The organism is Arthrobacter sp. 260 (genome assembly GCF_013116745.1).
GTDB lineage: Bacteria > Actinomycetota > Actinomycetes > Actinomycetales > Micrococcaceae > Arthrobacter_D.
Map to the genome: position 1 here is coordinate 167,468 of NZ_JABFOE010000003.1, position 24,271 is coordinate 191,738.

The 24,271-nt window shown below is 60.0% G+C and carries 23 protein-coding genes, 2 tRNA genes and 1 pseudogene; 15 read left to right on the top strand and 11 right to left on the bottom strand.

Annotated elements, in window-relative coordinates; all coding sequences use genetic code 11:
- Positions 1 to 13: 13 nt before the first annotated feature.
- From HMI57_RS05115 to rpmH, 7 genes are all read right to left on the bottom strand, one after another.
- Positions 14 to 949, bottom strand: a complete 936-nt coding sequence (locus HMI57_RS05115; RefSeq protein WP_346655140.1) for a ParA family protein — start codon at positions 947 to 949, stop codon at positions 14 to 16.
- A gap of 282 nt (positions 950 to 1,231) precedes the next feature.
- Positions 1,232 to 1,864 (bottom strand): 16S rRNA (guanine(527)-N(7))-methyltransferase RsmG, encoded by a 633-nt coding sequence (rsmG, locus tag HMI57_RS05120; protein ID WP_171584863.1) that lies wholly within the window; start codon positions 1,862 to 1,864, stop codon positions 1,232 to 1,234.
- A gap of 24 nt (positions 1,865 to 1,888) precedes the next feature.
- Positions 1,889 to 2,449, bottom strand: coding sequence for a R3H domain-containing nucleic acid-binding protein (locus tag HMI57_RS05125; protein ID WP_171584864.1), 561 nt, complete (start codon positions 2,447 to 2,449; stop codon positions 1,889 to 1,891).
- Positions 2,446 to 3,408: a membrane protein insertase YidC gene (gene yidC, locus HMI57_RS05130; RefSeq protein ID WP_171584865.1), complete on the bottom strand. Its 963-nt coding sequence runs from the start codon at positions 3,406 to 3,408 to the stop codon at positions 2,446 to 2,448. The genes HMI57_RS05125 and yidC overlap by 4 nt, the downstream gene beginning before the upstream one ends.
- 13 nt (positions 3,409 to 3,421) lie before the next feature.
- Positions 3,422 to 3,769, bottom strand: a complete 348-nt coding sequence (yidD, locus tag HMI57_RS05135) for a membrane protein insertion efficiency factor YidD (RefSeq protein ID WP_171584866.1) — start codon at positions 3,767 to 3,769, stop codon at positions 3,422 to 3,424.
- A complete protein-coding gene (rnpA, locus tag HMI57_RS05140; protein ID WP_171584867.1) occupies positions 3,766 to 4,119 on the bottom strand; it encodes a ribonuclease P protein component in 354 nt (117 codons plus the stop codon). The genes yidD and rnpA overlap by 4 nt, the downstream gene beginning before the upstream one ends.
- 84 nt (positions 4,120 to 4,203) lie before the next feature.
- Positions 4,204 to 4,341 (bottom strand): 50S ribosomal protein L34, encoded by a 138-nt coding sequence (rpmH, locus tag HMI57_RS05145; RefSeq protein WP_022892375.1) that lies wholly within the window; start codon positions 4,339 to 4,341, stop codon positions 4,204 to 4,206.
- A gap of 447 nt (positions 4,342 to 4,788) precedes the next feature.
- Here rpmH and dnaA point away from each other — a divergent pair, with 447 nt between their 5' ends.
- The 12 genes and pseudogenes from dnaA to HMI57_RS05200 all read left to right on the top strand — a co-directional run bounded on the left by dnaA (position 4,789) and on the right by HMI57_RS05200 (position 17,511).
- The gene (gene dnaA, locus HMI57_RS05150) at positions 4,789 to 6,195 is read left to right on the top strand and encodes a chromosomal replication initiator protein DnaA (RefSeq protein WP_171584868.1); all 1,407 of its coding nucleotides are present in this window, start codon (positions 4,789 to 4,791) and stop codon (positions 6,193 to 6,195) included.
- A 452-nt stretch (positions 6,196 to 6,647) separates the two neighbouring features.
- Complete coding sequence (gene dnaN, locus HMI57_RS05155; RefSeq protein ID WP_171584869.1) at positions 6,648 to 7,772, top strand: DNA polymerase III subunit beta; 1,125 nt, start codon at positions 6,648 to 6,650, stop codon at positions 7,770 to 7,772.
- A 56-nt stretch (positions 7,773 to 7,828) separates the two neighbouring features.
- Positions 7,829 to 8,703, top strand: a pseudogene (gnd, locus tag HMI57_RS05160) (phosphogluconate dehydrogenase (NAD(+)-dependent, decarboxylating)).
- 10 nt (positions 8,704 to 8,713) lie between these two features.
- The gene (gene recF / locus HMI57_RS05165; RefSeq protein WP_171584870.1) at positions 8,714 to 9,889 is read left to right on the top strand and encodes a DNA replication/repair protein RecF; all 1,176 of its coding nucleotides are present in this window, start codon (positions 8,714 to 8,716) and stop codon (positions 9,887 to 9,889) included.
- Between the two features lie 112 nt (positions 9,890 to 10,001).
- Entirely contained in the window at positions 10,002 to 10,508 is a 507-nt protein-coding gene (locus HMI57_RS05170) for a DciA family protein (protein WP_225667846.1), read from the top strand.
- A 312-nt stretch (positions 10,509 to 10,820) separates the two neighbouring features.
- The gene (gyrB, locus tag HMI57_RS05175; protein WP_205207818.1) at positions 10,821 to 12,872 is read left to right on the top strand and encodes a DNA topoisomerase (ATP-hydrolyzing) subunit B; all 2,052 of its coding nucleotides are present in this window, start codon (positions 10,821 to 10,823) and stop codon (positions 12,870 to 12,872) included.
- 77 nt (positions 12,873 to 12,949) lie between these two features.
- A complete protein-coding gene (gene gyrA / locus HMI57_RS05180; RefSeq protein ID WP_171584873.1) occupies positions 12,950 to 15,571 on the top strand; it encodes a DNA gyrase subunit A in 2,622 nt (873 codons plus the stop codon).
- Entirely contained in the window at positions 15,568 to 16,092 is a 525-nt protein-coding gene (locus HMI57_RS05185; protein ID WP_171584874.1) for a DUF3566 domain-containing protein, read from the top strand. Before gyrA ends, HMI57_RS05185 begins: the two co-directional genes overlap by 4 nt.
- An 86-nt stretch (positions 16,093 to 16,178) precedes the next feature.
- A tRNA-Ile gene (locus tag HMI57_RS05190) sits at positions 16,179 to 16,252 on the top strand.
- A 41-nt stretch (positions 16,253 to 16,293) separates the two neighbouring features.
- Positions 16,294 to 16,410 (top strand): DLW-39 family protein, encoded by a 117-nt coding sequence (locus HMI57_RS18820; protein WP_318779110.1) that lies wholly within the window; start codon positions 16,294 to 16,296, stop codon positions 16,408 to 16,410.
- 36 nt (positions 16,411 to 16,446) lie between these two features.
- Positions 16,447 to 16,519: transfer RNA gene (locus tag HMI57_RS05195), tRNA-Ala, on the top strand.
- Positions 16,520 to 16,599: 80 nt separating this feature from the next.
- A complete protein-coding gene (locus tag HMI57_RS05200; protein WP_171584875.1) occupies positions 16,600 to 17,511 on the top strand; it encodes an EamA family transporter in 912 nt (303 codons plus the stop codon).
- On the opposite strand, the gene HMI57_RS05205 is transcribed toward HMI57_RS05200, so the two are convergent.
- Together HMI57_RS05205 and HMI57_RS05210 are read right to left on the bottom strand one after the other, a co-directional pair.
- Entirely contained in the window at positions 17,508 to 18,383 is an 876-nt protein-coding gene (locus HMI57_RS05205) for a glycosyltransferase family A protein (RefSeq protein WP_346655137.1), read from the bottom strand. The two genes, HMI57_RS05200 and HMI57_RS05205, sit on opposite strands and share 4 nt — an antisense overlap.
- 102 nt (positions 18,384 to 18,485) lie before the next feature.
- On the bottom strand, positions 18,486 to 19,334 hold the full coding sequence (locus tag HMI57_RS05210) for a hypothetical protein (protein ID WP_171584877.1): 849 nt from the start codon (positions 19,332 to 19,334) through the stop codon (positions 18,486 to 18,488).
- A gap of 171 nt (positions 19,335 to 19,505) precedes the next feature.
- Between HMI57_RS05210 and HMI57_RS05215 the strand changes: the two genes are divergently transcribed.
- Both HMI57_RS05215 and HMI57_RS05220 read left to right on the top strand, forming a co-directional pair.
- Positions 19,506 to 20,048: a peptidylprolyl isomerase gene (locus HMI57_RS05215; protein WP_171584878.1), complete on the top strand. Its 543-nt coding sequence runs from the start codon at positions 19,506 to 19,508 to the stop codon at positions 20,046 to 20,048.
- Positions 20,049 to 20,055: 7 nt separating this feature from the next.
- Positions 20,056 to 20,925, top strand: a complete 870-nt coding sequence (locus HMI57_RS05220) for a rhomboid family intramembrane serine protease (RefSeq protein WP_171584879.1) — start codon at positions 20,056 to 20,058, stop codon at positions 20,923 to 20,925.
- Positions 20,926 to 21,202: 277 nt separating this feature from the next.
- Here HMI57_RS05220 and HMI57_RS05225 read toward each other — a convergent pair whose 3' ends face one another.
- The gene (locus HMI57_RS05225; protein WP_171584880.1) at positions 21,203 to 21,448 is read right to left on the bottom strand and encodes a cell division protein CrgA; all 246 of its coding nucleotides are present in this window, start codon (positions 21,446 to 21,448) and stop codon (positions 21,203 to 21,205) included.
- A gap of 270 nt (positions 21,449 to 21,718) precedes the next feature.
- On the opposite strand from HMI57_RS05225, the gene HMI57_RS05230 reads away from it, so the two are divergent.
- Entirely contained in the window at positions 21,719 to 22,363 is a 645-nt protein-coding gene (locus HMI57_RS05230) for a gamma-glutamyl-gamma-aminobutyrate hydrolase family protein (RefSeq protein WP_171584881.1), read from the top strand.
- A gap of 10 nt (positions 22,364 to 22,373) precedes the next feature.
- Here the strand turns inward: HMI57_RS05230 and pknB are convergent, their stop codons facing one another.
- Positions 22,374 to 24,233: a Stk1 family PASTA domain-containing Ser/Thr kinase gene (pknB, locus tag HMI57_RS05235; RefSeq protein ID WP_171584882.1), complete on the bottom strand. Its 1,860-nt coding sequence runs from the start codon at positions 24,231 to 24,233 to the stop codon at positions 22,374 to 22,376.
- Between the last annotated feature and the right edge of the window lie 38 nt (positions 24,234 to 24,271).

Genomic DNA, 24,271 nt, shown 5'->3' on the forward strand with positions numbered 1-24,271 from the left:
CCCGCGACCTGCGCTAACTGCGTTCAGCTATTTCGGATGCGGCTTCAAGGTAGGAGAGCGCACCGCTGGACGAAGGGTCATAGGTCATGACGGTCTGCTGGTAGCTGGGCGCTTCCGAAATCCGCACCGACCGGGGGATTACTGCCTTGAGAACCTGCTTGGGGAAGTGTTCACGAACCTCAGAAGCTACCTGGGCGGCAAGATTAGTCCTGCCGTCATACATCGTCAGGAGAATCGTGGACACCACGAGCTCCGCATTGAGGTGCTTCTGGATCATTTCAATGTTCTTCAGCAGCTGGCTCAGCCCTTCCAATGCGTAGTACTCACATTGGATTGGGATCAGAACCTCCTGGGCGGCAACAAACGCATTGACGGTGAGAAGGCCAAGGCTGGGCGGACAATCGATAAAGATGTAGTCGAGACGTTCCTCACCTTGCTCCGCACGTTCCCGCGCGTAGACGTCGATTGCGCGCCGCAGTCGTTGTTCCCTGGCTACCAGTGACACCAGCTCAATCTCCGCGCCGGCCAAATGGATGGTCGCAGGAGCGCACAAAAGGTTTGATACGTCGGGGCACTGGGCCACCACCTGCCCGAGGGGGAGGTCATCTATCAGGACATCGTAAATGCTATCCACTTCAGCGTGGTGCGGAACGCCAAGGGCGGTGGAAGCGTTTCCTTGCGGGTCAATATCGATCACCAGCACGTTCAACCCTGCGGCGGCAAGAGCAGCGGCAATGTTGACCGTCGTGGTCGTCTTTCCAACTCCGCCCTTCTGGTTACTGACCGTGAACACCCTGGTGGCCCGGGGACGCGGAAGGGTTCTACCGCTCAACTTTTCCCGGCGTCGGTTCTCGTTGGCTAGTTCCCTGGCCAACGGGGTGCTGTCGTCTATCGCATCCATAATGTTCCTTTGTGGTGCACTTGACGAAGCTGGGCGTTCGGTTCCGATCTTTTGAGCGGCAGCAGTCGATATGGTCGTTTCACGTGAAACATCACCGGTTGTCGACTGCTCAACAACCGCTTCCGGTTGAATAGTCTTCTGGTCGACAGAAAGGGAAGCACGATCAGCAATGAGCGGCTGCGTCCGCTTTGGAGTGTCTTTCGGGGTCACGCGGGATAACTCACTTTCACCATGCCGGGGTCCGGTCCTACTTCAAGAGTAGCCGGTGGGCAAAGACTAACCAGCCCCAGGTAGTCGTTCGCCGGAAGATTCGCTAGACAAAACGAAGAACTACCCGACCAGGACGCGTACTACTGTGGTCGGTTGTTCGAGAAGTTCTCCACCGACCTGTTGCACAGTCACATCCCGGCCCCCAAGCTTGCGGATGAGCTTCCGCGACTTGGCCACTTCCTCGGGCGCACTCTGGCCCTTGATGGCCAGAAGTTCGCCCTTCCCCTGGAGAATTGGGATAGTCATCGCCGCCAGCCCGCCGAGTGCCGACACTGCGCGTGCGGTGACAACTGTTGCTTCGACCTTACCGACGGCTTCCTCAGCGCGACCCCTGAACACCTCAACGTTGGCGAGCTCCAGCTCAGTAATTACCTCACGAAGCCAGATCACGCGGCGCTCAAGTGGTTCGATGAGGGTCAAGGATAGATCCGGGCGCGCGATTGCAAGGGCAATGCCCGGCAGTCCGGCACCACTACCGACGTCGGCAACCCTGGCTTCGGAGGGGAACAACTCAGCAATGACCGCGCAGTTGAGCACATGCCGGCTCCACAGTCGCGGTACCTCCCGGGGGCCCAGGAGCCCACGTTCGATTCCACTTGTTGCCAGGTGCTCGACATAACGTTCCGCCAAGTCGAATCGGGCCCCAAAAAGTGTATGGGCGGCCCGGAGGTCGGACTCACTGATCTCAGCCATGACTAGGTGTCCGGTCCGAAACCGTCAGGAGTCCGCAGGCGAGACGACGATGTGTCGGCCAGAGCCCTCACCCTCGGACTCACTAATGGACCCGAGTTCAGCCACCACATCATGCACAATTTTTCGTTCGTAAGCTGACATAGGTTCGAGCGCAACCTCGTCGCCAGTTTCCTTAGCCTTCTTAACGGCGTCGGCAGCAATGTCACGGAGTTCCTTGCCACGCACCTCACGGAAGCCGTCGATGTCCAATACGAGGCGGGACCGGTTGTCAGTTGAGGTGAGTACAGACAGCCGGGCTAGCTCCTGCAGTGCCTCGAGCACTTCACCATCCTTGCCCACCAAACCGTTCAACGACCCGCTAGAGGGATCCTCGGACACAATCGAAATGTAGGTGCGTCCGTTCCTGACCTCAATGTCGATGTCCCCATCGATATCCGCGATGTCCAGAAGCTCTTCAAGGTAGTCAGCCGCGACGTCACCCTCATCTTCCAAACGACTTATGGTGACCGAAGATTCGCTGTCCTGTGCCGCACTTTCGATCGATTCGTCTGCACCATCTGCTGCGGGAACATTCTCTGCGGTCATTTTTTCTTCCTGTTCTTACGCTGCGGCTGGGTGCGCTGCCCCTTGGTCTCGATTACCTCTTCGACGACTGGCTCGGACTTCTTCTCGCCGAGAAGCGGCATCATCGGCAGGCCCTTCTTGGCACGGCGCTCGGCCAGTGCCTTTGCTGCTGGCGAACCAGGGGTAGGCATGCGACGAATCACATAGAACTGCTGGGCCATCGTCCAGATGTTCGTCGTCGTCCAGTAGATCAGAACGCCGATCGGGAAGTTGATGCCACCAATACCGAAGACCAACGGGAGGATGTAGAGCATCAGTTTCTGCTGTCGCATGAAGGGGCTCTGCATGGCCTCTTCCGACATGTTCTTGGCCATGATCTGCTTCTGGGTGATGAACTGTGACGCCGTCATCGCCAGAATCATGATCACCGACAGAATGATGACGCTGACGTTCGCGTTCTCGCCGAAGCTCCCCAGAAAAGTTGAGGACAGTGGCGCCCCGAAGATGGTCGCATCATCGAACTGACGGACCTCCTGGGTGGTCATTGCACCGATGGTTTCGCCGGTCTCGGAGGCCCGGGAGACACCATTGAGCACAGTAAAGAGGGCGAAGAAGAACGGCATCTGGATCAAAATGGGAAGGCAGGCAGCGAACGGGTTGGTGCCGTGCTTCTTGTACAGGGCCATCTGCTCTTGGGTCATCGCCTGCCGAGAGAGCTGATCGGTTTTGCCCTTGTACTTCTTCTGCAGCTTCCGCAGGTCAGGCTGCAGCGCCTGCATCCCTCGCTGGGCTTTGATCTGCTTGACGAACACCGGGATCAGAGCCGCACGGATCACAACCACGAGGCCGACGATCGAGAGCGTCCAGGTCCAGCCCGACGCCCCATCCATCCCCAGGAAAGTGAACCCGTCGTGGAAGAACGTCATGATCCATGACACCAACCATTGGAACGGGAAAAGGATGGTACCGAAGAAATCCATAGCTATTTGCTCCTCAGGCCGCCGAGCGGCTTTCGTCATCAGCGGGAATCACAGGATGATTCAGCACAACAATTTGGGGTATTTTTCCCGGGGGGAAAGTCCGTCCGCCGGTGGGGACGTGATCCACACCGCCGTCGTTCCAGGGGTGGCATCGGCAGATCCGTCGCATGGCCAGGCCGCTACCTTTGAGGGCGCCATGCACGGTGACCGCTTCGAGGGCGTAGGCCGAGCAGGAAGGAAAGAACCTGCAGACGGGCCCATACAAGGGAGAGATGACCGTTCGATACAGCTTTAGGAGACCGATCATTGAGTTCGCCGGCAGGTCACGGAACTGGGAAACAGGAGAGTCGGCAGTGCTCATGTGCTGCCTCTCTTCCTGCTGGATGCTGAGTCAAATGCCCGGTCGAAGTCGCTAGCGAGCTGACTCCAGGTTGCATCAGCGGCAGGGGGCAGCGCGCGAACCACCACGGCCAGTCCGCTGGGATGCCGAGAGAGGGCTGACGCCGCCATTTGTCTTAGTCTCCTCTTAACGAGGTTTCGTGTCACTGCGTTCCCGACTGCCTTCGAGACGATAAATCCGAACCTGCTGGGATCTGTCTCAGACGTGGTTACCGCATATAACACCAAGTTCCGGCGCCCAGATCGGGAGCCGGAACGTACGGTATGGGTGAAGTCGGTTGCTGTCCGGACCCTGTTGCTACGCGCCAACATTTAGAGATTCCGGAACAGCTGGGTTGCTGTGACGTGTTGCGTCGCTGAACAGACCCGCGTCTTCGTCAAACTAGCTGCGGCAGCTTATGCCGACAGCTCGGTGCGGCCTTTGCCACGGCGTGCTGAAAGGATGGCTCGGCCAGCGCGGGTGCGCATCCGAAGGCGAAAGCCGTGCTTCTTAGCCCGGCGGCGGTTATTCGGCTGAAAGGTCCGCTTGCTCACTGTATTTACTCCAAGACAATCTTAGGATGCGTCCAGTCCGTTGCTACAAGGGGGAAGAACAGACTGGCGATTCGACGTGTGTTGTCTGCGGCTGGAGCAGGGGCCGTGCAGGTCGGTTCAGTGAACCGGTGCGCAGGCATGCAAAATGCAGACATATAGGACTACATAACGTTAGGCGACCGTGCCCACGCCAGTCAAACTGGGGCGGTCCGGTACCGATGGGGCGACCCTGTGGTGTTCTTTTGTTCACAATCTGTGGACAACTCTACTTCCCATGTCCCGAAACACCCCCCGACGTGCTACCTGACGGACCCCCTGCAGGCCCGGAGACCAGCTATCTTCTGCACTACCCATCCTCTAGTCTTGCCCAAGAGCCATTTATCCACTATCTGTGCATAACCCTGTGGATGATGGCCATTTTTTCGATGGACATGGTGAGAGGTATTTGTGGGCCCGGACGAGATAAACGACGTAGGGAGTTCCTGGCGTAAGGTCATCCGCACCCTGGAACACGATGAACGGGTGACTCCGCGGCAACGCGGCTTCGTCGTGCTGGCTCAGGCGCAAGGGTTGATCGGGACCACCTTGTTAGTTGCTGTCCCCAATGAGCTGACACGTGAGGTCCTGCAGACCCATCTGAAGGCCGCGCTCGACGAGGCCCTTCGGGCGGTTTTCCGGGAGGACCTGCAGTGCGCTTTCGTCATCGATCCTGAATTGACCCCGGTCGAGGTGGAAGATTCCGAACCGGCGCAGGTAAGCGAACCTATTCGGGAAGAGACCAAGCCTGCACCCACTCTTCCGAGTAACTCCCACGAGTTTGGGCGCCTCAATCCGAAGTACATCTTCGATACCTTCGTTATCGGTTCGTCGAACCGTTTCGCCCACGCTGCAGCGGTCGCCGTCGCCGAAGCTCCGGCCAAGGCCTACAACCCGCTTTTCATCTATGGGGATTCCGGGCTGGGAAAGACTCACCTGCTCCATGCGATTGGGCACTATGCCCGTCATCTGTACACGGGCATCCGGGTCCGTTACGTGAACTCCGAAGAGTTCACTAACGACTTCATCAACTCCATCCGTGACGATGAAGGAACAAGTTTCAAGCAGACCTACCGCAACGTGGACATCCTGCTCATTGACGACATCCAGTTTCTGTCCGGGAAGGACCGCACCCAGGAGGAGTTCTTCCATACGTTCAATGCGCTCCACAACCACAACAAACAGGTGGTCATCACTTCTGACCTACCCCCGAAGCAACTTTCCGGGTTTGAGGAGCGGATGCGATCACGGTTCGAGTGGGGTCTGCTCACGGACATCCAGCCCCCCGAACTCGAAACGAGAATCGCTATTCTGCGGAAGAAAGCGATCAGTGAGGGGATGAGTGCCCCTGACGATGTTCTTGAATACATCGCATCCAAGATTTCCACCAATATCCGCGAGCTCGAGGGCGCACTGATCCGGGTCACTGCCTTCGCCAGCCTGAATCGCCAGCCAGTCGATGTGACGCTGGCCGAAGTGGTCCTGAAGGATCTGATCACTGACGACGGTGCCCAGGAAATCACTTCCGCGGTGATCATGGCGCAGACGGCTGACTACTTCCAGATCAGCATGGAGGAGCTGTGCAGCAAATCGAGAACGCGCACGCTCGTCACTGCCCGGCAGATTGCCATGTATCTGTGCAGGGAGCTGACCGATATGTCACTTCCCAAGATTGGCCAGGAACTCGGCGGCCGCGACCACACCACCGTCATCCACGCCGACCGGAAGATTCGCGAACTCATGGCAGAGCGCCGCGCCATCTTCAATCAGGTCACGGAACTTACCAACCGGATCAAACATCGCCGGAAAGACGCCTAACTACAGCAGTGGTATTAACAGGTGTGGATAGAACTGTGGATAACCGGTCGAACAACCCGCTTAAAAATGAGGACAACTTTCCCTAGGCTGTGGATCCCCGGAAATTCAACGAATTTGCCCACACCCCGCGCCGAGCGCCCGTAACTTCTATGCACAGGTTGTCAACAGGCGTACCCCAGCGGCTGGCGGCTCAACAGAGGTTATCCACAGTTTCAACAGGCGTTACTACCACTACGAACCTTAAATCCAAGAGTTTTCCAAATAACATTTTCCCTGCTGGCTCACCGCCCCCTGCCCCACGCCAAATGCCAAAAACCCGTCGCGAAACGCCTCGCGCAGTCAGGCTAAGCTTTCTGTAAGTAATGTTGTTCCCTACCCTGCGGCAGATTCCTCCCCACCCGCCGGCTACGCGACTTCGCAAGATCCCCGAAAGAGAAAGGCGGCACCCTTCAGTGAAATTCAGAGTTGAGCGGGATGTACTGGCTGAGGCCGTGACCTGGACAGCGCGCTCCCTGTCCCCTCGCCCACCCGTTCCGGTGCTCTCTGGCCTGCTGATCAAAGCTTCTGGCGGATCGCTCAGCCTTGCCAGCTTCGACTATGAGATCTCAGCCCGCCTTGAAATTCCTGCCGATATCGCCGAAGAGGGAACCATCCTTGTGTCAGGGCGTCTTCTGGCTGACATTTGCCGAAGTCTGCCCTCTGCCCCGGTAGAAGTGGAAACCGAAGGTACCAAGGTCACCTTGACTTGCCGGAACAGCCGGTTCAACCTCGCGACGATGCCCGAGGGAGAGTACCCGGAACTCCCCACACCGCCCGAGGTTAGTGGAGTTGTCGACGGCGACGCCTTCGCCCAGGCCGTTTCCCAGGTGATCATTGCCGCAAGCCGCGACGATACGCTTCCGATCCTGACCGGAGTCAGGATGGAGATCGAGGATGATCTCATTACACTGCTGGCTACTGACCGGTACCGGCTCGCCCTTCGCGAAGTGACCTGGAAGCCCAGGACCCCCGGTATTTCCACAAGCGCTCTCGTAAAAGCGAAAACACTCAACGAGGTCGCCAAGACTCTCGGCAGTTCTGGCGACCTCAGCATCGCGCTATCGAATGACCGTGAGCTGATCGGTTTCGAAAGTGGCGGCCGCAGGACAACTTCGCTGCTTGTCGACGGCGACTATCCCAAGATCCGGGCCCTCTTTCCCGAAAGTACCCCGATTCATGCCACCGTCGAGACAAGTGTCCTTGTCGAAGCGGTTCGACGGGTATCACTGGTGGCCGAACGAAATACCGCTGTCAGGATGGCCTTCAGCCCCGGTCAGGTAACCCTCGACGCTGGCACCGGTGAAGACGCCCAGGCCTCTGAGGCCATCGAGGCGACCTTGGATGGGGATGACATTACGGTCGCCTTCAACCCGCATTACCTGAGCGAGGGTCTTGGCGCCTTCAACAGCAAATTCGTGCGTTTTTCATTCACCACGCCACCAAAGCCCGTGGTTATTTCTGCCCAGGAAGATGCCACCGGCGAGGACCGCACCGACTACAGGTACCTGCTGATGCCGGTACGCATGGCCAACCAGTAACCATCCAGGGAATCAATTCCCCGTCCCCCTTACCGACCCCAGGAAGCGAAGCAGAAATGCACATTGGCCTCATCGGACTCGGAAAAATGGGATTCAACATGCGGGAAAGGCTTCGGCGCAAGGGCCTGACCGTGACTGGGTTTGACCGGAACCCGGAGCTGACCGACGTGCCCTCGCTGGAGGCACTCGTGGCCAACCTCCCAACACCGCGCGTGGTGTGGGTGATGGTCCCATCGGGTGAAGCCACGCGGACGGTTATTGCAGAACTCGGGAACCTGTTGGACGGTGGGGATCTGGTGATCGACGGAGGAAACTCACGCTTCACTGAAGACCAGGCAAACGCTGGAGTGCTCGAGAACCAGGGCATCGCCTTCGTTGATTGTGGAGTTTCCGGGGGAATCTGGGGGCTCGAGAACGGCTATGGGCTAATGGTGGGTGGCTCGGACACCGACGTTGAACGGGTACTCCCCGTCTTTGACGCGTTACGCCCGGACGGCCCTCGTGAAGAAAGCTTTGTCCATGTCGGTGACGTTGGGGCAGGGCATTACGCCAAGATGGTCCACAACGGTATTGAATACGGACTGATGCAGTCCTACGCCGAAGGGTACGAACTTCTGGCAGCGAAAGACATTATCAAGGACGTCCATGGGACTTTCCAGGCCTGGCAACACGGCACTGTTGTCAGATCCTGGCTGCTGGATTTGCTCGTAAAGGCCCTGGAGGAAGACCCTGCACTTGGCCGAATCGCCGGATACGTTGAGGATTCGGGCGAAGGAAGATGGCCAGTGAGGTTCCGGTACCGGCGATCACCGCTGCCCTGTTTGCCCGGTTCTCTTCGCGCCAGGACGATGCACCAGCCATGAAAATGGTTGCGGCGTTGCGTAACCAGTTTGGTGGGCACCCGGTTCGCGCACCCAGGGAATCCGCGTGAGTGGAGCATTGTGTACGTTCAGCATCTGTCTCTGACGGATTTCCGAAGCTATAGCCAGGTAGAGGTCCCTCTTGAGGCCGGCACAACAGTCTTCGTTGGTCCCAATGGGGTTGGTAAAACCAACATCGTCGAAGCCATCGGCTATCTTGCTTCCCTCTCCTCGCATCGTGTCAGCACTGACAAGCCGCTGATTGCTTTCGACGCCGACCGGGCCCTGATTCGTGGCAGGCTCGTCCGAGGAACCCAGACCACGAGCGTCGAGGTGGAAATCAATGCCGAGCGGGCCAACCGTGCCCGGATAAACCGGGCGAATCCAGTCAGGGCCAGCAACGCCGCCGGTATTCTGCGCACCGTACTCTTTGCACCTGAGGATCTGGCGCTGGTGAAGGGGGACCCTTCGAATCGCCGCCGTTTCCTCGACGATCTGATGGTGACGCTGCTCCCGCATCGCGCCGGTATCGGCGGGGACTATGAGCGAGTTCTCAAGCAGCGCAATGCGCTGCTGAAATCCGCACGGACTACGGGTAGGTTTACCGCCTCCCATGAGGCAACCCTTGACGTCTGGGATCAGCACCTTGCCGAGACCGGCGCCAGGCTGGTGCATGCCAGACTTGAGGTCCTTCGGCAGCTACAACCCCATCTGCAGCACGCCTACCACCAGCTCACTGATGGGTCCAAGGTGGCACTGGCGTGTTACCGGTCGACCCTGGCGGGCCCTGCGGGCGAGGGACAGCCCGCCGAGGATGAGGCGCTCAATGGGATGAGCGTGGATGAGATAACTGTGAGATTCCTCGCCGAACTCCTGTCCCACCGGAAAAGGGAACTGGATCGGGGCATCTCGCTGGTCGGCCCGCATCGCGATGACATCGAGCTGATCCTTGGCGGAACCATTGCAAAGGGCTATGCCTCCCACGGTGAGACCTGGTCCATGGCATTATCCTTGCGACTCGGATCCTATTACTTGCTCATCGAGGATGATCACACTCCCGGAGGGACACCTGTCCTCATTCTCGACGACGTTTTCGCCGAACTCGATGCCAACCGCAGGAAGAAACTCGCAGCGATTGTCAGTGGCGCCGAACAGGTGTTGGTCACAGCGGCGGTGGGGGATGACATTCCCGATTCCCTGGCGGGACAGCAGTTCCGGGTAGTCCCGGGAGGGTTGGCCGATGGCGGACAGGACTGACCCAACCTCCGAGGACCCAGTGGGTAATGCCCCTCCTCCGGGTACCCCCTTGTCCGCTGCCCCATTTTCCAGCGCCGCAGCGGACGGAGACGATTCCACCAAGTCCCCGCCCCTGACCGAGGAATCCTATTTTGATGCTCCGCAGTCCCTGCTGAACCGGGTGCGTGATGCCTCGAAAGGCCGCGGAAACACGCGGTTGCCGGCGGGACGCCGTGATTCGGCCCCGCCCAAACGCCGCCATACCGGGTCGGTGACCTACACCGGGCGCGATCCGGAGGGCCTGGGAAATGTCTTTAATAGACTGTTGAGCGAGCGGGGCTGGAAGTCACCGGTAGCCGTCGGCTCGGTGCTTGCGCGCTGGGATGAGTTGGTTGGACAGGAGATAGCACTCCATTGCCGCCCCGAGAGCTTTGATGGAAATACTGTGTTGGTTCGGTGCGATTCGACTGCCTGGGCAACCCAACTGCGGTTGATCAGTCCTATGTTGATCCAGCGGTTCGATGCTGAGCTGGGAAGTGGGGTCGTGACGCGCATTTCGGTGTTGGGTCCTTCATCTCCGAACTGGCGAAAAGGCGGACGGACGGTCAAGGGCCGGGGGCCACGGGACACCTATGGATAGGACCGGAGGTCATATGCTCAGCTCCACCACTCTTGCCAGTTCGGTAAACGCCGTGTAGGGCTCTGCATTGCCCTCGGGAGGTATCCGGACTTGGCAGGTGCCCTCCCGGTCGCTCCTAACCGGCTTTATTCGCCAGTAGGGGCCTGTTTAGTGCGGTATTGGCGCGCACGGCAAGGTAGAATGGCTGTAGTGGGCATTCCCGAGGGGATGCCTTCAAACTGTTACCTGTTCGACAGGAAAAACAGTTCAGCTATTCACCGATTGATTCCTACCTTTGAGGAGCCGACAGCGCCTGTGGCTAATGACAACGAGCTGGACGCCAACACCCAGGGCACTGCGCAGCCGACTGCTGGCGCCCAAAATGGGACCACCGGCTATGACGCGAGTGATATCAGCGTCCTGGAGGGTCTTGAAGCCGTCCGTAAACGCCCCGGCATGTATATCGGTTCCACCGGTCCCCGGGGTCTGCACCACCTGGTCAATGAGGTGGTGGATAACTCGGTTGATGAGGCGCTAGCCGGGTATTGCGACACGATCAAGGTGACGCTTCTGGCGGACGGGGGTGTCCGGGTCATCGACAACGGCCGCGGTATCCCCGTGGACATGCATCCCACCGAAGGACGCCCCACTGTCGAGGTGGTTATGACTATCTTGCACGCCGGAGGCAAGTTCGGTGGCGGAGGCTATGCGGTGTCCGGTGGACTACACGGAGTCGGCATTTCAGTGGTCAACGCGCTCTCGGCGCGGGTGGAAACCGAGGTCAAGCGGCAGGGATATGTTTGGAACCAGTCTTTCGCCGATGGTGGTAAGCCTGTGGGCGAGCTCCGCCGCGGCGCTGAAACTACCGAAACCGGCACCACCCAGACGTTCTACCCCGATGCCACCATCTTTGAGACGGTGGAATTCGATTTCGAAACCCTTCGGGCACGGTTCCAGCAGATGGCCTTCCTCAACAAGGGACTGCGGATCATCCTGGTGGATGAGCGCGTTGTCGAGGTGGAAACCGAAGAAATCGCAGAGTCTTCCGAGGACGATGGCGTCAGCGAGGACGCCCCGAAGCACCGCCAGGTCGACTACATGTATGAGAACGGACTGCTTGACTACGTCAATCACCTGAACTCCTCGAAGCGCGTCGATGTCATCCACGAGGATGTCATCGGATTCGAGACCGAAGATACCGAGCGAAAGATCGCTGTCGAGGTAGCAATGCAGTGGACCAGTGCCTACTCGGAGAGCGTCCACACCTACGCCAATACGATCAACACCCATGAAGGTGGCACGCACGAAGAGGGTTTCCGTGCGGCCATGACCTCGTTGATCAACCGGTACGCCCGTGACAAGAACATCATCAAGGAAAAGGACGAGAACCTCACGGGGGATGACATCCGTGAGGGTCTGACAGCAGTCATTTCCGTCAAGCTTTCCGAACCGCAGTTTGAGGGCCAGACGAAGACCAAGCTGGGCAACTCCGAGGCAAAGGGCTTTGTGCAGCGTGTCGTCACCGATCAGCTCGGTGACTGGTTGGAACGGAACCCCGGCCCTGCCCGGGACGTGATCCGAAAATCAATCCAGGCCGCTCAGGCCCGGCTTGCTGCACGCAAGGCCAGGGAGTCCACCCGCCGGAAGGGGCTCCTGGAATCCGGCGGCATGCCTGGCAAGTTGAAGGACTGCCAGTCAAAGGACCCCTCAAAGTCGGAGATCTACATCGTGGAGGGAGACTCCGCAGGTGGTTCGGCCGTGCGGGGCCGGAATCCTGACACCCAGGCGATCCTCCCGCTGCGAGGGAAGATCCTGAATGTGGAGCGGGCGAGGCTTGATCGCGCGCTGGGCAACAGTGAGGTCCAGGCGATGATCACTGCCTTTGGCGCCGGCATTGGTGAGGACTTCGACGTCGCGAAAGCCAGGTACCACAAGATTGTGCTGATGGCCGATGCCGACGTTGATGGTCAGCACATCACGACGCTGCTCCTGACGCTCCTCTTCCGTTATATGCGGCCGCTGATCGAGAACGGCTACGTGTACCTGGCCCAGCCGCCGCTCTACCGGATCAAGTGGTCAAATGCCACCCACTCTTATGTCTTCAGTGACCGGGAGCGGGATGAAGTGATCAAGATGGGGCTGGCGAACAACCAGCGACTGCCGAAGGAAAACGGTGTCCAGCGTTACAAGGGCCTCGGTGAGATGAACTACACCGAGCTGTGGGAGACCACCATGGATCCGGACAACCGTACGTTGCTCCAGGTCACCGTTGATGATGCTGCTGCCGCCGACCAGATTTTTTCGGTCCTGATGGGTGAAGATGTGGAATCACGGCGAAACTTCATCCAGCAGAACGCGAAGGACGTTAGGTTCCTCGACATTTAGCGGGAATGAGGCGACGGTCGAGCGTCGCCATCCTTTCCAACGGCCTTGATACTTAGAAAACTGAACGGAACTGACGTATGAGCGACGAAGAAACACCCGACCTTCCCCTTGAAGGGCGGGTCCTCGCCGATCGGGTTGAGCAGGTCGACCTGCAGACGGAAATGCAGCGGTCCTACCTGGATTACGCGATGGCAGTGATTGTCGGCCGCGCGCTCCCGGATGTGCGGGACGGGCTTAAGCCGGTGCACCGCAGGGTTCTGTACGCAATGTTCGACGGCGGCTACCGTCCGGACCGCTCCTTCAACAAGTGTGCCCGGGTGGTGGGTGAGGTCATGGGCCAGTATCACCCCCATGGCGACACAGCGATCTACGATGCCCTGGTACGCCTGATCCAGGACTGGACCATGCGCTATCCCCTTGCCCTGGGACAGGGAAACTTCGGCTCACCCGGCAATGATGGCGCTGCTGCTCCCCGGTATACCGAAACCAAAATGGCCCCTCTCGCCATGGAAATGGTGCGGGATATCGACGAGGAAACAGTCGATTTCCAGGACAACTATGACGGGAAGAACCAGGAACCGACGATCCTCCCGGCCCGGTTCCCCAACCTCCTGGTGAACGGATCCTCCGGCATCGCCGTCGGTATGGCCACCAACATCCCCCCGCACAACCTGCGGGAGGTCGCCTCGGGTGTTCAGTGGTACCTCGAGAACCCCGATGCAACCAAGGAGGAGCTCCTCGAGGAACTCCTGATTCGGATCAAGGGACCGGATTTCCCCACCGGCGCACAGATCCTGGGCCACAAGGGCATCGAGGACGCCTATCGGACCGGCCGCGGATCGATCACCATGCGGGCAGTGGTGAACGTTGAGGAGATCCAGGGCCGTACCTGCCTGGTGGTCACCGAGTTGCCGTACCAGGCTAATCCGGACAACCTGGCCATCAAGATTGCAGACCTCGTCAAGGATGGCAAGATCAGTGGTATCGCCGACCTGCGCGATGAGACCTCGGGTCGCACCGGCCAGCGGCTGGTCGTTGTGCTCAAGCGCGACGCCGTCGCGAAGGTGGTCCTGAACAACCTGTACAAGCACACTCAGCTGCAGGACAATTTCAGCGCCAACATGCTGGCCATCGTCGACGATGTTCCCCGCACTCTAAGCCTGGACGCCTTTATCCGCCACTGGGTCACCCACCAGCTCGAAGTGATCGTCCGCCGGACCCAGTACCGCTTGCGGAAAGCTGAGGAGGCCGCCCACATTCTGCGTGGCCTGCTGAAGGCGCTGGATGCACTTGATGATGTCATCGCCCTGATCAGAAGGTCCTCAACCGTCGAGGATGCCAGAAATGGGTTGATCACGCTGCTGGAAATCGACGAGATCCAGGCCCAGGCCATCCTGGACATGCAGCTTCGCCGGCTCGCTGCCCTGGAACGCCAGAAGATCCAGGATCAGCACGCCAAGCTGGAAGCGGAAATTACCGAGTACCAGAAGATACTTGCCTCCAAGCAGCTGCAGCGGGACATTGTGTCCACTGAGCTCCAGGAGATCGTTGACAAGCACGGCGATGACCGACGCACGGAGATTCTTCTGGGCTTCGACTCGGATATGAGCATGGAAGACCTGATCCCTGAAGAGGAAATGGTTGTCACGATCACCCGCGGCGGTTACGTCAAGCGGACCCGTAGCGACAACTACCGTCAGCAGGCCCGCGGCGGCAAGGGAATCAAGGGTGCCCAGCTCCGCGGCGACGACGTGGTCGAGCATTTCTTCGTCACCACCACCCACCACTGGTTGCTGTTCTTCACAAACCTGGGACGGGTATACCGGGCCAAGGCCTACGAGCTGGTTGAGGCCGGCAGGGATGCGAAGGGTCAGCACGTAGCGAATCTTCTGGCTTTCCAGCCGGATGAGACGATCGCCCAGGTTCTTGACCTGCGGGACTACCAGCAGTCCCCTTACCTGGTGCTGGCCACCCAGCGGGGCCTCGTGAAGAAGACACGGCTGGAGGACTACGACACCAACCGCACGGCGGGGGTGATCGCCATCAACCTGCGCGACGGCGATGAACTGGTCTCCGCTCAGCTGGTCTCCGAGAGCGATGACATGATGCTGGTGTCTCGGAAGGGTCAGTCCCTCCGATTCACCGCCACCGACGAGGCATTGCGACCCATGGGTCGTGCCACCTCGGGTGTGACGGGGATGAAGTTCCGCGAGGAGGATGAACTTCTGGCGGCCAACGTGGTCACCGACGAGTCCTTCGTGTTCGTCGTCACCGAAGGTGGTTTCGCGAAGCGGACCAAGGTCGAAGAGTACCGCGTGCAGGGTCGGGGTGGCCTCGGCATCAAGGTGGCCAAGCTGGCCGAGGAACGAGGCGACCTGGTGGGCGCCCTCATCGTCCAGGAAGAAGATGAGGTGCTCGTGGTCATGGGCGGAGGCAAGGTGGTCCGTTCAGCGGTTACCGGTGTCCCAGCCAAGGGCAGGGACACGATGGGCGTCATCTTTGCCAAGCCCGACAAGAAGGACCGGATCATCGCCGTCGCGCGGAACAGCGAACGGGGACTGGCCATTGAGGAAGGTACCGCTGAACTGGTGACCGGAGGGGCTGAATCCGCTGGCCCCGCGGTCGATGAAGTACCGTTGACGTCAGAGGAAGTGGCTGAGCCAGACGCACAGTCGCCGGATAATGGAGGTACCGAGTGAGTTCGCCTAACTCAAACCCGCGGGCAACTGGAAGCGGATCGGTCAAACAGACCGGCACCGGCCCCCGGGTGAACGCGCCCGCACGCCCCGCCCAGAAGCCCTCAAACGCCGCGCCCGGCAACCGGCCGGGGTTGGTGAAACCAGCGCCGAAGGCCAAGGCACGTAAGGCGAGGCTGCTGGTCAGTAAGGTGGACCCCTGGTCTGTACTGAAAATGTCTTTCCTGCTGTCCGTCGCGCTGGGGATCGTGACTGTGGTCGCGGCGATCGTCATCTGGACGGTACTGGACCTCACCGGAATTTTTGACGGCGTGAATGACCTGCTGCGCGAAATTGCGGGAACGGAGAGCGGAGGGTTTGACCTCCGTCAGTTCGCCTCACTGGGCCAGGTGGTGTCTTTCGCGACCATCATTGCGGTCGTGAATGTGGTCCTGTTGACTGCTTTGGCAATGCTTTCGGCCGTCCTGTACAACATTTCCTCCACTCTTGTCGGCGGAATTGGCGTCACCCTCACCGACGACTAACCAGGCATGTCCGAGCCGGGTTCGGGCCGATTTGATGATTGCAGAGATACTCCTGTAAAGTCGTATTTCGGCCCGAACAGGCTTCGGGGCGTATAGCTCAGGCGGTTAGAGCGCTTCGCTGATAACGAAGAGGTCCCAGGTTCAAGTCCTGGTACGCCCACGGACCTACCACCCGCAGGTCACTGCGACAGGAGGAACACTGTGAAGAAGTTGTTGGTAGTTGCAGCAGCTCTCGCCAGTGCTTTCGCCTACAAAAGGTGGCAGGAATCCGAGAGGGAAAAGGCAGTATGGAGCAAGGCAACCGACACGGTTGACTAGGCTATACTGATCAGGTTGCCATAACGGCAATCGTTCGGGGGCATGGCGCAATTGGTAGCGCACCTGCTTTGCAAGCAGGGGGTTCGGGGTTCGAGTCCCCGTGCCTCCACCGAAGGGAAAAGGTCCCGGTCTTCTGACTGGGGCCTTTTCCTTTTAACTTATGTTTCCTGGGTGCTTTAGTGTTACTGGGTGATCATCTTCCTGTCGGTTCTGGGTGTCCTTGGCGTGGCTGCATCAGGTCCTATCATGGCGGCGACAGTGGCGCCGGCACTCGCAATCGCCTTCTGGCGGAATGCGATCGGCGCGCTCGTGATGGGTGGCCCGGCTGCACTGTCGAAACGTCACGAGTTCAAGGCCCTCCGGCGGACCGATTTCATCCGCCTCTCCGTCGCCGCGACCGCGCTTGCCCTCCACTTTGCCTGTTTCATTACAGCCCTCAAGCTCACCTCGGTGGCCGCCGCGACGGCGTTGGTCTGCCTGCAGGTGGCCTGGATTGCCCTGTTCAACGCGATTCAGGGCTCCCGCCCTGCCACCAAGGTGATAGTGGGACTGGGGGTGGCGCTGGCCGGCGTCGTCGTCATCACGGGTTTTGACTTGACTCTGTCCCAGGACGCGATTATCGGTGACCTTCTGGCCCTGGCGGGAGGAGCCCTTGCTGGCATCTACCAGATGGCAGGGGCAGGTGCGCGGAAAACCATGTCGACTGGAACATACACCACTCTCTGCTACGGCGGGTGCGCGGTGATCCTCCTGGCGCTCTGCCTGATCTTCAGGCAACCGCTCACAGGATTCTCCCCGGCAGCCTGGGTCGGAATTCTCGCCGTCACCCTGGTGGCACAGCTCATGGGGCATACGGTCTTCAATCACCTGCTTGCAGTGATGAGCCCCCTGGTGGTTTCGATGATTATCCTGCTGGAGATTCCCGGTGCGGCCCTGCTCGCCGCTGTCTTCCTGGGGGAACAGTTGCCGGCGGGAACCTACGGGGGGCTGCTGCTGATCCTGGTAGGCCTGGCTATCGTGGTTCGGGGTCAGACGAATGGCCGCGCGCGCGCCATCGAAGAGGCCGCGACGGTCCCCCCTCCCGCGATGGGTGGATCCTAGGGGCTCTCTGCCGACTCCTTGGCGACGACCTGGGGTGTGCCGCCACGTTTCGCGGTTTGAGGGCTGCGTGCCGAGTGCACTGCCCGAATCATTTTGGCCGGGTAGTAGATGGACATGAAGATCAGGGGTGGGACCTTTAGGATCCGTTTGTTGATCTGGTGGGCCCTATAGGTGCGGTCAAACCGGGTGACGTAGTAACGATAGTCCTTGGGCGAGTCTTCCAACCGTCGGGCTGACATGCCGCTGACCATTGTGGGCAGGTATCTGATGCTCAGGTCGTGTTCGGCAAGGTGGAGCGACAGGTCAATATCCTCGTGCATCTCGTCGGCTTCGTCGCGGCAGGATGAATCACGGATCTGCTCCCAAGCCGTGCGCCTAATGGCCATGTTTGATCCGAACAGGAAGTGGTACTGATTGCGTGCCAGTTTCAGGACCAGTTGGCGCAGCTTGTCGTCGGCCAGTAGTCCCCAGCGACGCATCGGCATATCGTAATAGACCACGGGGCCGGTGGCTGCAGCCACCTCCGGATCCAGGAAGCCGGCAAGTACCTGTTCCACCCAGTCAGGTTCGGGCACTGAATCCGCGTCGAGGCGGCCGATGACGGTTCCCGCCGCGTTGTCGAACCCGAAATTACGGGTGGGAATCAGGCCCTGTTCGGATGAATACTCAAGAAGCCTGATGGGGCTTTCAGGATATTCCAGTTGCATCTGCCGGACAATCCGGTTGGTGCCGTCGGTGGAGCGGTTATCGACCACCAGGATCTCCTCAGCGGGCACTGACTGGTAGATCGCCGCAATCAGGCACTGCCTGATCACGCTTTCCTCGTTGTACGCCGGAATGACTATCGAGACGGCGTTCTGGGGAGGGGACACGGCGGTAAATCTACCACTGGTCATACGGTTCGGGAGGGAAGTGGCAAAAAGAAGAAGGACGGCTCCACGGGAGCCGCCCTTCTTCTTAGTTACACCAATTGACTACTTGGTGGCATCCTTCGCTTCTTCAGCCGCATCCCGGATCTTTCCGGTGGTGGCCGTCCCCGCCGACTTGGCCGCGTCGGTGGTTTCCTCCACTGCCTCTCCGGCTTTGGCGGCTGCGCGATCGGCGGCTTCCTTGATGTCGGCTACAACATCCTTGGCCTCCTTGGCACGCTCAGCTTCGCCGGTGGGCTTGGTGTCCACCTTGACGGGGGTCTTCCAAGGATCCTCAACGGGCTTGGATGCACGCCAAACGGCTACACCGGCAGTGATCGCTGCGGCGATGATGCCGAAGATCAGCCAGCCCTTGCTGCCACTCTTCTGACGCTTCTTCAGGTCGCGGGAAGCCTTCATGGCTGCCGCAGCGGCAGCCTTCTGGGCCTTCTTGACAGCCTTCTTGTCACCGGTCACCCGGGTGACCGCGCGATTCACTGGCTCCGGGATGGTTGCACCGGACAGTGAGCGGGACACTGAGTCCGCCGCGTCACCCAACTTGTGGGACAGCGTGGGCAGGTAGTCGCCAACAACCTTGTCCCGCGCATTGTTGATGGCAGGGGCGGCCCGATCCAGAGTCTTCTGGATGTGCGGCGTGGTGCTGTCCACCACGTGCGAAATGCGTGGGGCGACTTTGTCCAGTCCGTCCTGAATACGGGGGGTGACGGTCGAGATGCCATCGGAAATTCCGTGGGCGGCTCGCTGCACTCCGTGCTGGATTGCAGGTGAGGCCGATCCGTAGCCTTTTTCGATACGCGGTGCCACCCAGTTGTAGGCGGCATCCACTCGTGGTGCTGCCCAGTCCCGCGCGGCTTCGGCACTCGTTGCGACGGTCTTTTCGATGTCGCGTGTCATACGTTTGTTTTTCTTCACATCTGCCTCCCGGGGATAGTGACTGTTGACTGTCAGCCTACGTGTTATCGCTATGCCGTGCTATTCGTTGCCTGGATTCCCGCTTATTTTTCACTGTGCGCGGAACACTTCATTCTCAGCTCTTTACCAGGGGGTGCATGAAAGAATGGGGACATGACAGCTATTGCAACAGCACAGGCAACTATCCATACCAACCTCGGCGATATCAAGGTAAACCTTTTTGGGAATCACGCCCCGAAGACCGTGCAGAACTTCACCGGTCTCGCCACGGGAGACAAGTCCTGGACTCACCCCAAGACCGGTGAGGAATCCACCAAGCCGCTGTACGACGGCACCATCTTCCACCGCGTCATCAAGGACTTCATGATCCAGGGTGGCGACCCATTGGGTCAGGGAATTGGCGGACCAGGCTACCAGTTTGACGACGAAATCAACCCCGACCTTGACTTCACGGCACCCTACAAACTGGCCATGGCCAACGCGGGAATCCAGGGTGGTCGCGGTACCAACGGATCGCAGTTCTTCATCACCTCCGTACCCACCACGTGGCTGCAGGGCAAGCACACCATCTTCGGTGACGTCACCGATGAAGCGTCGAAGGCGCTCGTGGAGCAGCTCAATGCGATTCCCACTGACTCCCGGGACAAGCCACTCGAAGATGTTGTCATCAACTCGATCACGGTAGAGCAGCTCTAAAGCCCACATGACATACGGAATCCCGGCGGATCAGCCGCAACAGGAAGTCCCCGTGTGCCCCCGACACGCAGACCGCGTCAGCTACGTCCGCTGCCAGCGGTGTGGCAGGCCAGCGTGTCCGGAGTGCCAGCGGCCGGCTGCCGTCGGGATTCAGTGTGTCGATTGCGTGAAGGAAAGCGCACGCAACGCCCCCACTCCACGAACTATCTTCGGCGGGGTGGCCCGGCAGGGGAAACCCATCCTCACCTTCTCCATCATTGGCACCTGCGCGGTGTTATTCCTGCTGCAGAATCTCATCCCCGGATTGACCGGGGCACTGGCTTACGCGCCCGCCTATACCTCTGAGTTCATTCCCCCCGAGCCCTGGCGGATGCTGACGGCCGCATTCCTTCACTCCACCGGTTTCCTGCTGCACATAGCCTTCAACATGTACGCACTGTGGATTATGGGCCAGGCTCTCGAGCCCCTGTTGGGTCGTGGCCGGTTCCTGGCGCTCTATCTCCTCGCCGCCTTCGGCGGCTCTGTAGCCGTCCTGCTGCTTTCGAATCCCCTCCAGTCGGTGGTGGGAGCCTCCGGAGCTGTGTTCGGACTGTTCGGCGCCATGCTGGTGGTGCAGCGCCGGAGGGGCGGCGATGTGCGCCAACTGGTGGTTCTGATTGCCATCAACGGCGTCCTCGGCTTCGTGGTACCGGGAATCTCCTGGCAGGCCCACCTCGGAGGGCTCCTGACCGGTGCTGCCGCCGCCGCGATCATCGCCTACGCCCCGAAGGGAAGCAACCGGGCGCTGATCCACTGGGGCGGTCTGGCAGGACTTGCTCTCATCCTGGTGGCCCTGACCGTCCTTGGTGCCACCCTGGTCGAGCTACCCCTTCGCTGAACGTTGTCCACAGGGTTTATCAACAGCGGGGATAACTTACACACATGTAATTCCACAGCTGTGGATAAGCATGGGCCCGGATCTTAAGGGAACGGAGAGCTAAATCCCCAAAGTTACCCACACCTGTGGATAACTTAGTGCACAACGTGTGTACGAAGCATGGGGTCAGCAATCTGAGGGTTGGGAGCTCATAAAAAAGCGCCCGCCGTGGCCGTGGGAGAGAAGGCCAGCTGGCCACTCTCCGACGGCCACGGCGGGCGCGATCACTAGCGGAGGGTCAGCGCCACCGGGTGGTCATCAGGAACCCGACAATGGCCAAGCCAAAACCAATCAGGATATTCCACGAGTCGATCGAGGGGATGGGAAACCGGGCCTCGGAGACGTAGTAGACAATGATCCAGAGGAGGCCCAGGATCATCAGCCCAAACATCACCGGCTTGTACCAAACCGGGTTCGGCTTCGGTTCGGTGGAGGCGGGGGTCTTGGACTGGGTCGGCTTCTTGCGGGACTTCGACTCGGGCACTGGTCCTCCTAGATGGGTGAAGCCAAAGCAGCTTCGCCATGGTGTTTACCCTCACAAGGGCTCGGCAGTCGGTGATTACACACGCTATCCTGAAAAAAAGGATCAATGTCATCAGCACGGTGGAAGCCTAATTCTAACCAATGAACCGGTCGCAGGGTGCCGTAGCCTCCATGATCGTCGGTGGCAGGTACCCGTCGCGAACACGGTAAATGCTGGGAGCACCGGTCCTACCGCTTTCGATAGTTCAACGATTGGCAGTCCACGAGCCTTATGTCCAAAACCACCCGCATTCTGGTTATCGACAACTACGACAGTTTTGTCTACACCCTGGTCGGCTACCTCCAGGAACTGGGCGCCGAGACAACAGTGGTGAGGAACGACGACGTCACGCTGGCTGAGGCGATTGCTCTCGCCGAAGTGCGCGACGGCGTACTGATCTCCCCAGGCCCCGGAACGCCGGCTGATGCCGGGATCTGCGTCGACATGATCAGGTGGTGTGGTGCGAACTCCCTGCCCATGCTCGGCGTCTGTCTAGGGCACCAGGCCCTCGCTGAAGCCTTTGGGGGGACGGTCACCCACGCCCCGGAGTTGATGCACGGCAAGACCTCGCTTGTGGAGCACGATTCCGGCAGCATCTTCACCGGCCTGCCGTCGCCACTGACGGCCACCCGTTACCACTCGCTGGCTGCGGTGAGCGAGGTGGTGCCGCCGGAGCTGGTGGTGACTGCCCGCACGGCTAGCGGGATCATCATGGGCCTGGAACACCGGACTGCCCCGTTGTGCGGCGTTCAGTTCCACCCCGAGTCCGTCCTCACCGAGGGGGGCTACCGGATGCTGGGGAACTGGCTCGAGTCCCTAGGGCTGGCCGGTGCAGCCGAGAAGTCTTCAACCCTGAGCCCGCTCATCTCCAAGTAGTCAGAACCGCTCAGGGTTCCTCAGGTGCTTCCGAGGGGGTTTCACTGGCTGATGAAGTGGGTTCAGGGTCGCTTGAAGGCTCCTCTTCCGGGGCAGGTTCAACCGCCACGGTCAGAACTATTTCAGTACCTGGTGGGACGGTCGATTCAGGGTCGGCGCTCTGGTCAGTCACAATATTCGGTTCGACCACGGCGTTCTCCACTTCCTCAACCCTGACGGTCAGGCCGCGGACCGGATCCTCCAGCAGGGCTGTTGCCTCCTCGATGGGCAGCTCGATCACCCGCGGTACTTCCACCACCCCCGTCGAGAGGATCAGGTCCACCTCCGAACCGACCGGTACTGATTCACCGACGGCAGGGCTGGTAGAGATCACCCGGCCGGCGGGGACCGTTGCGCTGTTCTCCTCGGTGACTTCTCCCCCGCTGAGATCTGCCGACGAGAGCGCGTCGCGGGCAGATGATTCTGTCATTCCGGTGATGGCCTCGGGGATCACCGCCTCGGAGGGACCTTCGGAGATGGTCACATTGACCGTGGAGCCCGGCTCGATCTCGGCACCAGCCCCGGGATCGGAATCGATCACTAATCCCGGATCGACAGTGTCGCTGAAATCCTCTTCGAACTGCGGGCGAAGGTCGGCGGCAAAGATGGCATTCGCCGCCTCGTCCTGGGTCATTCCCTCGACGGTCGGCACCTCCTGCAGCACCGGACCCTCGGGTTGGGTATTCAGGAGATTGAACAGCACAAATGCTCCACCAGCGAGAACCAATGCCACGATGATGAAGAAGGTGGTGGTCCACGCGCGGCGGGTGGCACGCCGACGATCCTCGTCGTCATCGTTCGGATCTTCGAAGGTTCGCGGCATAGGCAGCGGAGGCTGCTCGTCGGTGACGGGCCCAGAGCTCATGGACCCCCCGGCCAGGACCTTTGCCATGGCGCGGGTCTGTGGACCCTCGTCGTCAGTCGCCGCGGGCAGGGTTGAAAAGGCCTCGGTTGCGCGCTCCTGGGAGGAGGCAAGGATAACTCCGCGCCGTGCTTCCTGCAGCGCGGTGCGGAATGCGACTGCGTCCTGGAAACGGTCCTGGCGGTCCTTCTCCAGGGCCCGTTTCAACACTGCGTCCAGCGCCGGCGACACCTCCGGATTGAACTGGCTCGCGGGTTTTGGCTCCTCCCGGACATGCTGGTAGGCCACCGACACGGGGCTGTCGCCGATGAAGGGTGGGCGGGCGGTGAACAGCTCGTACATCAGGCAACCGGCAGAGTAGAGGTCACTGCGCGCGTCGACTGTCTCTCCTCTCGCCTGCTCAGGTGAGAGGTACTGGGCGGTCCCGATCACTGCCTGGGTCTGGGTCATCGTGGCGGCGGAATCGGCGATGGCCCGGGCGATGCCGAAGTCCATCACTTTGACGTTGCCCTCAGGGGTGATCATCACGTTGGCGGGCTTGATGTCGCGGTGCACAATTCCCGCCTTGTGGCTGTATTCCAGCGCTGACAGGACCCCCACCATGTGTTCAGCAGATTCCTCGAGGGAGAGTTCACCGGCCCGGATCAGGTCACGAAGGGTGCGCCCGGCCACGTACTCCATCACGATGAACGGCACCCGGACATCGTCAATGGAACGCCCAACGATGTCTTCCTCGCCGGTGTCGTAGACCGAAACGATCGTTGGGTGGTTCAGAGCGGCAACAGCCTGTGCCTCACGGCGGAACCGCGACTGGAACAGGGGGTCTCTGGCCAGGTCCCGGCGGAGCACCTTGATGGCGACCGACCGGCCCAACCGGATGTCACGGCCGAGGTGGACATCAGCCATGCCGCCACGGCCGATGAGCTCACCTACTTCGTAACGTCCGTTGAGGACCCTGTCAGTGGTCACGTGGTTGCCTTCCGCCTGCATCTTAGGTGTGAGGGAAG

Bases quoted from the DNA above. Each gene is read 5' to 3' on its own strand.
- HMI57_RS05230 (WP_171584881.1), top strand. From the start codon at position 21,719: ATGTCCAAAACCACCCGCATTCTGGTTATCGACAACTACGACAGTTTT.
- yidC (WP_171584865.1), bottom strand. From the start codon at position 3,408: ATGGATTTCTTCGGTACCATCCTTTTCCCGTTCCAATGGTTGGTGTCA.
- HMI57_RS05215 (WP_171584878.1), top strand. From the start codon at position 19,506: ATGACAGCTATTGCAACAGCACAGGCAACTATCCATACCAACCTCGGC.
- HMI57_RS05125 (WP_171584864.1), bottom strand. From the start codon at position 2,449: ATGACCGCAGAGAATGTTCCCGCAGCAGATGGTGCAGACGAATCGATC.
- rsmG (WP_171584863.1), bottom strand. From the start codon at position 1,864: ATGGCTGAGATCAGTGAGTCCGACCTCCGGGCCGCCCATACACTTTTT.
- yidD (WP_171584866.1), bottom strand. From the start codon at position 3,769: ATGAGCACTGCCGACTCTCCTGTTTCCCAGTTCCGTGACCTGCCGGCG.
- HMI57_RS05220 (WP_171584879.1), top strand. From the start codon at position 20,056: ATGACATACGGAATCCCGGCGGATCAGCCGCAACAGGAAGTCCCCGTG.
- gyrA (WP_171584873.1), top strand. From the start codon at position 12,950: ATGAGCGACGAAGAAACACCCGACCTTCCCCTTGAAGGGCGGGTCCTC.
- HMI57_RS05210 (WP_171584877.1), bottom strand. From the start codon at position 19,334: ATGACACGCGACATCGAAAAGACCGTCGCAACGAGTGCCGAAGCCGCG.
- rnpA (WP_171584867.1), bottom strand. From the start codon at position 4,119: ATGTTGGCGCGTAGCAACAGGGTCCGGACAGCAACCGACTTCACCCAT.